Source organism: Nostoc sp. DedQUE07, assembly GCF_034530975.2.
GTDB lineage: Bacteria > Cyanobacteriota > Cyanobacteriia > Cyanobacteriales > Nostocaceae > Nostoc.
On sequence record NZ_JAVRCC020000060.1, the window covers coordinates 34,079 to 44,172 of the forward strand.

General features: G+C 42.2%; 7 protein-coding genes. 3 read left to right on the forward strand and 4 right to left on the reverse strand.

Annotated features, from left to right (window positions below):
- Positions 1-52: 52 nt before the first annotated feature.
- The gene (locus RMZ95_RS29375) at positions 53-928 is read right to left on the reverse strand and encodes a phosphodiester glycosidase family protein (protein WP_322684241.1); all 876 of its coding nucleotides are present in this window, start codon (positions 926-928) and stop codon (positions 53-55) included.
- Between the two features lie 418 nt (positions 929-1,346).
- Between RMZ95_RS29375 and RMZ95_RS29380 the strand changes: the two genes are divergently transcribed.
- The 3 genes from RMZ95_RS29380 (at position 1,347) to RMZ95_RS29390 (ending at position 6,312) form a co-directional block, all read left to right on the forward strand.
- A complete protein-coding gene (locus tag RMZ95_RS29380) occupies positions 1,347-2,537 on the forward strand; it encodes a sigma-70 family RNA polymerase sigma factor (protein WP_322684242.1) in 1,191 nt (396 codons plus the stop codon).
- Positions 2,521-3,768, forward strand: coding sequence for a DUF1822 family protein (locus RMZ95_RS29385; protein ID WP_322684243.1), 1,248 nt, complete (start codon positions 2,521-2,523; stop codon positions 3,766-3,768). The genes RMZ95_RS29380 and RMZ95_RS29385 overlap by 17 nt, the downstream gene beginning before the upstream one ends.
- 156 nt (positions 3,769-3,924) lie before the next feature.
- Positions 3,925-6,312 (forward strand): CHASE2 domain-containing protein, encoded by a 2,388-nt coding sequence (locus RMZ95_RS29390; protein ID WP_322684244.1) that lies wholly within the window; start codon positions 3,925-3,927, stop codon positions 6,310-6,312.
- Positions 6,313-6,984: 672 nt separating this feature from the next.
- On the opposite strand, the gene RMZ95_RS29395 is transcribed toward RMZ95_RS29390, so the two are convergent.
- From RMZ95_RS29395 to RMZ95_RS29405, 3 genes are all read right to left on the reverse strand, one after another.
- Positions 6,985-7,512 carry a hypothetical protein gene (locus tag RMZ95_RS29395; RefSeq protein ID WP_322684245.1) on the reverse strand — a complete coding sequence of 176 codons (528 nt, stop codon included), beginning with the start codon at positions 7,510-7,512 and terminating at the stop codon, positions 6,985-6,987.
- 75 nt (positions 7,513-7,587) lie between these two features.
- Positions 7,588-7,974: a protease complex subunit PrcB family protein gene (locus RMZ95_RS29400; protein WP_322684246.1), complete on the reverse strand. Its 387-nt coding sequence runs from the start codon at positions 7,972-7,974 to the stop codon at positions 7,588-7,590.
- Between the two features lie 49 nt (positions 7,975-8,023).
- Positions 8,024-9,751 carry a S8 family peptidase gene (locus tag RMZ95_RS29405; protein ID WP_322684247.1) on the reverse strand — a complete coding sequence of 576 codons (1,728 nt, stop codon included), beginning with the start codon at positions 9,749-9,751 and terminating at the stop codon, positions 8,024-8,026.
- Between the last annotated feature and the right edge of the window lie 343 nt (positions 9,752-10,094).

Genomic DNA, 10,094 nt, shown 5'->3' on the forward strand with positions numbered 1-10,094 from the left:
ATTGCTGATATGGAAAAAATCTACCAGTAGGTAGGTATAATTCCCACAATCCCTACCTTTTCTGAACCAGCAAAACCGACTTTACAGGACGCTTGATAGAATTCCCCTCCAAATCAACCTTTCCGTAAAAAGTTTTCCCATTGTAATAAAGCGAAGACGAACTTCCTCCATCCAGATTCATCGCGCGATCGGCTCCAAGAGTTTTCATCAAATCAGCTAATGCTGGCAAAGATATTCCATTCGCGGGAGCCGAGGGTTTTTGAGCCACCATAACTAAAATAACGCTGCCATCAGGGGTGATACCTACAGCAGTTCTGGCATTGGGTTGATTGCTGCCAAGCGCATCTCGTTTATTGGCGTTGTCCACAAAGCCCTCTTTTTCTAAGGTGAGTTCTGGTAACAGGCGCGGGCCAGCACCGATAGCATCAACTAACTGACAACCTGCTGGTGGTGACTGATTGTGTTGGGCAATGGAATAGCGGCTAGTTTGCCCGCATAAGTAACGACGGAATTCTGTGCGATTGAATATTTGGCCCAAATAAGATTTTAAATTGGGATTGTTCACCAGCCGTTCGTTTTGTTTGGGATCGGCTATCAATTTTCCTTGTCGGACAACATAAGATGTAGTTTTTTGGTTGACTGGATCAAAAAAGCCTGCATTCAAAATAGCCACGGCTTGATGCTTTTGGGCAAATTCCTCTACAGTGGCTACCTTCTGTGATAGTGCAGGAGTCACCAAAAATTTGCTATTAACTGGAATCAGCACGATGTGAGCGATGCCTTGGGGCAAAGTGCGATCGAAGTAGCGGATAGTTTTTGCTGGTGAAGCTGCAATAGTGGGTATTGAAGGTGTTGAAAAACGCAAATTAAACCACAACACCATTGCTAAACTAATTAATATCAAAGCCAGTAGTTTGATTTTTCTCACTTTTAAACTCACGTGCGGTTAGCTCAAAAAAGTTGATTTAATCGATTTAATTAAAATACTTTAAGCTGAAAAATAAGCAATTAACTTTAATTATTCCCGGTTCGCCCATTTTTTAAGGATTTAGGAAAAATAGATAGTCAAAAGTATACCGAAGGGCGTATTCCCAAAAAGGCTCAATTAGGTATATGTTCGCAATTATGGCTACTAAACCCATAAATACAAAAATTTAACTTTAAAATAACTAAACTATCTAGATTCAACAGAATATGAATAGAGTTATCTTCAAAAACATCAAGGAATAAAATATGTGCGCTATTGAATTGGAAATTAGCAAACCAGTATCTTGCAATTGTCCACAGAGATATCTGCGGTTTTGATAGTTGCTTAAGTTCGGATCGATTGAAATTGTTAACTGCTTATGCGTCCTCGTCAAAAAATTATCGAGATGTTCTCAACCTTCGTTGAGTTGGAAGGAGACAGATTCAGCAAATGGTTGATTGATATCAAGCTGCATCGAAATATTCAAAATTGCTTGGAGTCTTCACCATTCGTCCCTAACTCAGAAAATTTTTGGGCGTTACATTGGCACAAGTGCTGGCGAGAGCAATCTAATAGCCTTGCTAGAATGCATTTATCTGCTTATTTACAGGAACCAAATTATTGGGCTGCTAAAAAAACAATTGCCAAATTTACAAATAGTCAACATAGCCTAGCAGATTATTTTCAAATGGCAAATGCTGAAATTGAAACAATTCTCAAAAATTTTAATTTAGAAAAATGCTCTAGCTTAAAAGCCTATGCTACTATGGCAGTTCCCAGCCGGCTAAAAGATATTTTACGCCAACGCAAGGAAGCTGATATTTGCACAAATTGGGCATTGTTACGCAAAGTAAGCAAAAAGCAGTTTTTAGAAGCTCTTGCTCAAGCTGGATTATCACCGATTCTAATTGTTCAATATCGATTAGCCTGGACTTGTTTCAAAGAACTGTATGTTCAAAACCAACCAGGTGGCACAAAGTCACTACCAGAACCAGAACCTCAACTTTGGGAAGCTATTGTCAAGCTCTACAACCGCGATCGCCAAAATCAGTTAACTCAACCTACTCCAGAATCCACGAGAGAGAAAATTGAACAGTGGCTAACCCAAGCAGCTATCTACGTGCGTGGTTATCTGTATCCACCTGTTAGTTCTCTAAATGTAGTGATACCAAAAGATGACTCCACAACAACTTTTGATTTGCCAGATCCATCCTCTGAATCATTAATCACGGAGATGATAGCCCAAGAGGATGCCCAAAACCAACAAAATCAACGATCTCAGATTGAAGCTGTTTTGTTAAAAACTTTACAAGCTTTTGAGGCAAAAACTCAAGAAATACTTCAACTTTATTACCAACAGGGATTAACTCAGCCACAGATTGTAGAACGCCTACAAATGAGTCAGCCTACTGTTTCTCGTCGGCTGATCAAATGTAGAGAATCAATGCTGAAAGCATTGATCCAATGGAGCCAAGACACGCTTAATATTTCTGTGACTTCCAACCTAGTTAATGATATGAGTAGTGCTTTGGAAGAATGGTTGAAAGTTAAGTATGGGGAATATCGCTGAAATTATGAATGATGAGGTAGTAAGAATGACTTCGGCTTTTACTGAACCGCAGGAATTATTGTTAGAAATATCACCATCCTTGCAGACAAGTTCTTGGCAAGAAAGCCAAATGTACGCCACACCTAGCAGTCGCTGGCGTGCTTACATAAATCAAATTTGCGTTTATGGGTTTTTGAATTGGGTAAAAGCTGAATATGTTCCAGAAGCAAGTATCTGGCATAGTTCTCCTGGTATTCCTGCTTTTTGGGAATTTGTCAATGGCACAGCAATTTTGTTAAATCAAAAGCGAGTCGTTTTAATTCCTAGCGAGGCAATTGATGATAGTGAGTTAGAAGTTCCTCAAGAATGGGTAGACATTCCTAGTTGGGCAGCAGACTATTATTTAGCAGTGCAAGTTACAGCAGATGGGAAGTGGGTAAGAATTTGGAGCTATATAACCCATGAAAAACTTAAATCACTAGCAGACTACGACCAAGTAGATAGGACTTATTGTATAGATGCACGGCACTTAATTAAAGACCTTAATGCTTTTTGGATCACCTACCAATTTTGTGGAACAGAGGAGATGAAAGGTGCGATCGCTCCACTACCAGAATTATCGACTGTTCAAGCAGAAAATCTTGTGCAACGGTTAGGCAATTCCTCTGTAACATTTCCGAGACTTGCAGTGCCATTTACAACTTGGGGAGTGCTACTAGAAAATGAGCAGTGGCGGCAGCGTTTGTACCAAGAAAGGCTGCAATCTCTACAACAGGCTGCGCCTACACAATTTTCACAAGTACAAGTGAATCTCAGTCGTTGGCTAGAGCAGATTTACGATGCTTCTTGGCAAGCTATAGAGACTTTTTTTGAGCCAAACTCCAGTAGCCTAGCTTTTAATTTCCGCACTTCTTCCGGGTTAAGTGCTGCCGCTATCAAACGCGCCAAGCTGATTGACTTGGGAATAGAAATAGAGGCTCAAAAAGTTATTTTATTAGCTGCCTTAATACCAGAAGCTAACCAACAAGTTAGTATTCGCGTGCAGCTACATCCAGCTTATAATCAACCTTATCTACCTGCTAATATCAAGCTAGTTTTACTTTCAGATCGAGGGGAAATACTTCAACAAGTACAAGCAAGAGTTCAAGATATTTATGTGCAGTTGAAACTCTTTGATGGGGAAGTGGGAGAATGTTTCAGCATCCAGATCGATCTGAATAATTATCAAATAACAGAGAATTTCATAATTTAGTTATTAGGAGCCAGCAGTGTCAAATTGGTGTTGATTGGGTCAAATTTGTCTTATGTATTCCTTGTAATACACTTATTTTTGGTGTTTTTGCATAAGTAGAATGCTCCCTGTTGATTAGTCATTAGTTAATCGCGAATGGCAAAGTTCATTTTACTTATGAGTAAGCTAGTTGTCTTCAGCTTCTTGGGGGGAGATTTAAATCAAGGATTTCCTGTTGTCACGGCTCAACTTTGGTGTCATGACGAATTTATACCCGTGAAATTAACAGGGAGTCTACCGCCAGCACCAGAACTAAGCGAACTCTACCGCAGATGGCAGTTACTCTACGCAGCAGTTCATCAACGCCTGGGTAGGAATCACCGGATAAAAGTACATTCGCAAGACATAACCAATATTTCTGTCAATGACTTCGATGAAGTATGTCAACAGCTACAAGCAAATATTAATGCTTGGTTAAAATTTGAATCATTTCAGAATATCGAACGGCAGTTGCGAACTCTACTTAGTCGTAATGATGAAATTAGAGTCATTATTGAAACAAATATAGTTCTACTGCATCGCTTGCCTTGGCATCTATGGCATTTTTTTGAAGATTACCCGAAAGCGGAATTAGCTTTAAGCAATCATGAGTATGAATCTCCCCAGCTATTACAAAAGTCTCCTACGGGTAAAGTCAAAATTTTGGCAATTCTAGGCAATAGAGTTGGTATTGATATTGATAAAGATGCCTCTGCTTTACAAGGTTTAACAGATGGCAAAACCACTTTTCTTATAGAACCAACACGGCAAACACTTGACGAGCATCTATGGAATCATGATTGGGATATTCTATTTTTTGCCGGACATAGTAATAGTCTTGCTGACGGAGAGATTGGGGAAATCTGCATCAATCAAACAGAAAATTTAACAATTTCGCAGTTGAAACATGCACTTAAGGCAGCAATTAAACGCGGTTTAAAACTAGCAATTTTCAATTCTTGTGACGGAATTGGCTTAGGACGAAATTTAGCTGATTTAAACATTCCCCAAATGATTGTAATGCGGGAAGGAGTGCCAGATTTAATAGCACAGGAATTTTTAAAAAACTTTCTTACCGCCTTTGCAGATAGCAAACCATTTTACTTGGCTGTGCGAGAAGCGCGAGAAAGACTTCAAGGACTGGAAAATGAATTTCCTTGTGCCAGTTGGTTGCCAGTTATCTATCAAAATCCTACAACTGTTCCTACTACGTGGCAAGAACTGTGCGGTAATTTTGCTGATACTAAATTTGTAGGTGAAGTTTCGACAAAAGGCAAAATTGCAACACTAAAATTAAAACTTTGGACTGTACTACTTAGTACTTTGATTGTGGCTATTTCAACATTAGGTTTGAGATACTTGGGAATCTTTGAGAAAATCGAACTGCAAAGTTTCGATCAAATGCTACGGTTGCGACCTCAAGAAGAGCCAGATCCAAGGTTAATAATTGTAGAAATTACTGAAAAAAATATTCAATCACGACAAGAGATGACCAAAGGACTGAAATCCATTTCGGATAGTACGTTAGCTAAATTGCTTAACAAAATACAAAAGTCTCAACCACGAGTTATTGGACTGGATATTTATAGAGACTTAGCTGACCCCCCAAACAAATCAAATCCAATACAACTTCCGACTGAACTTAATAAAGATAATATTGTTGTTGTCTGCAAAAGCCGCGATCGCAAATATGACCCACAAGGTGTTAAACCTCCGAAAGACGTACCTGTAGAACGCCAGGGTTTTACTGATGCAATTCAAGACTCAGATGGTATTGTCCGCCGCCAAATTTTGATGATGGCACAAGAGCCTTCTTCAACTTGTACAACGCCTTATTCGCTCTCGTTGCAATTAATTACTCGTTACTTATCTTATGAAAATATTAAACCTAAATTTAATGAAAATTATGTACAGTTTGGCTCTAAAGTATTTAAACGCTTAAAATTTAGCCGTAGTGGTGCCTATCAACAAGGAGTTGATTTAGGCGGAAATCAAATACTTATCAATTACCGTAATACAGATTATCAGAGAGTTTCTCTTGATGAGGTATTGAGCGATAAATTCGATCGTAAATCAATGAAAGATAAGGTAGTGCTCGTTGGCGTGACAGCTAATACAGTCAGCGATACTTGGTCAACTCTCTACAGTACTGCACAGCAAGATTACCAAGAAATACCAGGGATATTTATACAAGCACAAATGGTTAGCCAAGTTTTGAGTGCAGTTTTAGACCAACGTCCAATTCTTTGGGTTTTGCCTTACTGGAGCGATATTCTTTGGATATGCGGCTGGTCTGTAGTTGGGAGTCTGATTATTTGGCGGGTGCGATCGCTCTCACATCAGAGATGCGCTATCTTTGTGACAGTTGTCATATTATATGGAGTTTGTGCGATCGCTCTTTTAAAACAAGGGTTATGGTTGCCATTTATTCCTTCTGCCTTTGCCGTGGTTGCAAGCGGTGTTGTTATAGTGTTGATTCAACGCCGTCAGGAATTTTTTACGCTTCCAGAACCCTTAGTTAAATAAAATTTTCCTTTATAACTGAAAAATAACGTCAATTTGATTGATATGACATCTATGGATTCGGTGCGTTGACATCGGGGGAGTCAGTATTTACAATGTTTGTATTCATGATTAAGTACCTTTTTAGAACATTTAGATTTTGGATAAATTCGCACGCTCATCAACCATCATCCATGAGCGATCGCCTTACTTTTAAGACTGTTGCTACAAGATTAGCGATCGCAATTGGACGAACAGACATTGCAATCTTATTAACCTTCCTACACGAGCGATTGCACTTTTAAGACAGTCCCAACAAGAAAGCGCGATCGCTCTCTTATGTAGGTTGGGTGGAGCGATCGCTAAACCCAACATTAAGTTATAATTTAATTTTTCTACAATCTACCGCCATATAAAACGATGATTGGTTTGTTGGGTTTCGTGCCTTAACCCAACCTACAAGATCGGGCGATCGCATTTGGAGGAACAGACATCGCACTCTTATTAACCGTCCTACACTCGCTTTCGCTTGACTTTTAAGACTGTCTATACAAGAAAGCGCGATACGCGGAGCGTCAAGCCTATGACTAACGTCACGCTTCGCTATCGGCTTATCGCACTTCAACCCTACCCATATTATTGGGGAATACACTGGTTAAAGGTTTGAGGTTGAATGCATATGTAATTTATTTTAGTTTACCCACACCTGCCAGGGTTCTGTGGATTATTTTTGACACATATTAAGATTTGTGCTCTTCCATCCGCGCTCAGTTTTTTGCCAGCCCATCCTGCAAAGCCTCGTTGCTCTTGCCACCATCTAGTTTCATGCTGCGCAAATTCATGGAGATTTTGGTCAGTAGCTGGGCGGCTTAACCAGTGATCTGACTCTCGGTAATGCTGTCCTATATTTCCTGAAGCAAAGTCCCCAAATATTCTAGCCAATGGTGCCACCGCTCTATGCACTACTCCACCAACTGTTCCTGATCTGTAATTCCTGGTGGCAACCTCTGCCCCTATCCTACCTGTCGTCCTACCTCTCGAAATTACTGATCCTTCGACCTCGAAGTATGCTTCCATCTCTTTGGCTACTTCCTCAAAAGATATACTGTCCAAGTCGGGAACTCGCTCTGCTTCAATAGCTTCTAATTCCTCTGGGACGAACTCTAGGCTCTCCAGTTCCGCTTCTGAAAAAAGCTCAATTTGTTCAACTATCTGTGTTCTCATGATTTTTGCTCATGTTGTTGATGTGTATTGAATTGGGATCGGGTGACGATAATGTTGAGTGAACAACGTGCTGGGTTAAATGTGTTTAAAGACGACCCTCCCATCAATTTTGGGAATCCTAATTATGTGATACGGATAGGTAAGCGCCTCTGTCACGAAGTCTCCAGCTTTAGGGTGGCGATACTGAACGGTAATCGCGAGTTGCTCCTGAGTTTGGGAGCCACTGGTTTCAGCACTCAGAATCTCAACCGAGTAACCGCTAGTCGGCTTCTCTCCAGCAAAAACGGCAACTACGCCGTAGGAGGTAAAATCCACTTGAGGAACGGGTGGCGGTGGTTCGGTATTATAGGTGTGCTGTTGCCAGAGATCGATCCATCGCTCTGAGTTGTTAATCACCATTTGACTGGCGCTTTGATAACCACTATCAGTACCCCGTGCAATGGTTCTGAAATTAATGTTCATTTTGAATTTGAACCTCCTTACTAAGTTTTCGTGCTGCTAACACAAAGTTTTAGCGCTGAAGACTGGGAACTTGATGCGTTAGCTTGTAGGAGCAAGTCTTCTTCTTGCCAGTTGGCGTCGTGAAATTGAGGTTTAAAGTGAGCTTGCATTGAGGCGACTTGAAGTTTGAAGGCACTTCAATTGCAAAGTCGCGGGTTGCCTCTGCACCGATTCGCAATGTGCCAAAGTCTTGTTCGGCACTCGTCACTTTCTTGCCGTCAAGCCCAATCAGATTAATGCCGTCAGGTCCAACCAGAGTTGCTTTCACCGCTTGCATCGTTTCGTCACCCGTGTTTCGCACAGCAATATTGACCTGTTCGCGCAGCGTCCATTCTTTAAGCGATGGAATGGCGGTGACTTTCTCTGCTTCCGCGAGCGGTTGCCCTGCTAGCTGTAACGCTTTGACGGCATCCACCAATCCCACCCCCTGGGCATTCTCATCGAATTCAGAAGAATCCAGTTTCTTGGCAGATTGCATCAGAATTTTCTTCACCTGCAAAGGTTGGAGCTTTGGATAACGCTCTAAGATCAGGGCAGCAATCCCTGCAATATGGGGGGATGCCATACTGGTACCCGACAGCCTAGTGTAGCCGCCACCCGGCTTGGCAGACATAATCAATTCACCAGGAGCTAGAATATCCGGCTTTGGTCGCTCGTCGCTCGTTGGACCCCGACTGCTAAAAGGCATGACGCTCGTACTATCGCGGCTAGACGCTCCAACCACAATCACATCCCCTCTAGCATCTGCTGGGATGGTAAGGCTTCCGGGTCCAGGTCTTTTAGTGCCTTCGTTGCCTGCGCTTTTCACTAACACTAAGCCGAGTTTCGTCGCTCGTTCAGCGGTTTCGGAAACGACGCTGTTGCCATCAAGCGTTTGGCTAAACGATCCCCAACTACAGTTGGCAATCCGTAATCGCTTCTCTTGCTGCATATCCTTCACGACATCCTCAATTGCATCGGCACCTCTCGATTCGGTCGATTCTCCGGGTGGGGTGGGAAAAATCTTATAGCTCCAGATTTCTGCCCCCGGTGCCATGCCTTTGTACTTGGAGCCATTGCCCGCGATGATGCCCGCCACATGGGTGCCATGCGGATGCGGGTTGCCCCACTCTTGCTGAGTGTAATTCTTCTTGTGAACCACACGACCCTTAAGGTCAGGATGGTTAATATCAACTTCTCCATCTAGGACAGCGATGATCACGCCTTTGCCCGTGCCAACCAGTCCTTGGGTTCTGGCTTCAACCACACCCACGCTAACAGCGCTCAGATCGAGTTCCAACTTTAGGGGCGTATCAAATTCTATTTGTTCTACATCGCTACGACTGGCAATTTGTTTAATTTCGGCAGGGGTGAGGTTGGCAACGACCGCATTCCCCAACCTTAAATGTTCGCCTGTCTCTGCGGTTGGCAACTCTTTCAAGAGTGACTCGATCGATTCATTTACCAAGCTTTCAAATTCGTCGAGATATTGGAATTCAAATTCTTCTCCGCGTTTCCGATATGAGTTATCCAAGTCCTCGAACTCGTTCAGGAAATCGTCGAACAACTTAGTTGGTTTGTAATGAACAATCACCTGCTGGCGCTTAGTAGACTCGATACCGCCATCTTCAGCCAAGATTTGATGCTCTAAAAGGTTTTCAAGTTTGTCGTCAATCTCGGCTCCCCACTGATTGCGGACTTCGCTTGAAGCGCCATCAAGTTGCTCGTCTGTTAAGTAAAAATCATCTTCTAAAATCATGGGGTTTTGCCTCCTGTATTGATGAAATGAAAGGAAAATCAGATCGCAGCCCCCAAACTCCCTAAATCAGAAGAGAAATCGGAGGGCATAGATGCAATGCAGTTTGTCATCAGCCATCGCCCGTCTTGAAGGAAAGTTGGTTCTTTCTCAAGCAGCAGAGGGCTTGATTAGAGCTGTACTGGCTCCTTATTAACGACGCGAAGCCGTCTTGTACGCAGTCCGTCCAAGTGATATAGCACGAAGTATCCAGGGCAAAAATGGAATAAATTCGGGCGCTTCTTCAACTTCCTCTGCTTTGACCCCAGCCTGTTTGCGAAGGGGTCCAAACAGGACACGAGTCACC

Excerpts from the sequence above, each read along its gene's own strand:
- RMZ95_RS29380 (WP_322684242.1), top strand. The coding sequence starts at position 1,347 with ATGCGTCCTCGTCAAAAAATTATCGAGATGTTCTCAACCTTCGTTGAG.
- RMZ95_RS29385 (WP_322684243.1), top strand. The coding sequence starts at position 2,521 with ATGGGGAATATCGCTGAAATTATGAATGATGAGGTAGTAAGAATGACT.
- RMZ95_RS29390 (WP_322684244.1), top strand. The coding sequence starts at position 3,925 with ATGAGTAAGCTAGTTGTCTTCAGCTTCTTGGGGGGAGATTTAAATCAA.
- RMZ95_RS29395 (WP_322684245.1), bottom strand. The coding sequence starts at position 7,512 with ATGAGAACACAGATAGTTGAACAAATTGAGCTTTTTTCAGAAGCGGAA.
- RMZ95_RS29400 (WP_322684246.1), bottom strand. The coding sequence starts at position 7,974 with ATGAACATTAATTTCAGAACCATTGCACGGGGTACTGATAGTGGTTAT.
- RMZ95_RS29405 (WP_322684247.1), bottom strand. The coding sequence starts at position 9,751 with ATGATTTTAGAAGATGATTTTTACTTAACAGACGAGCAACTTGATGGC.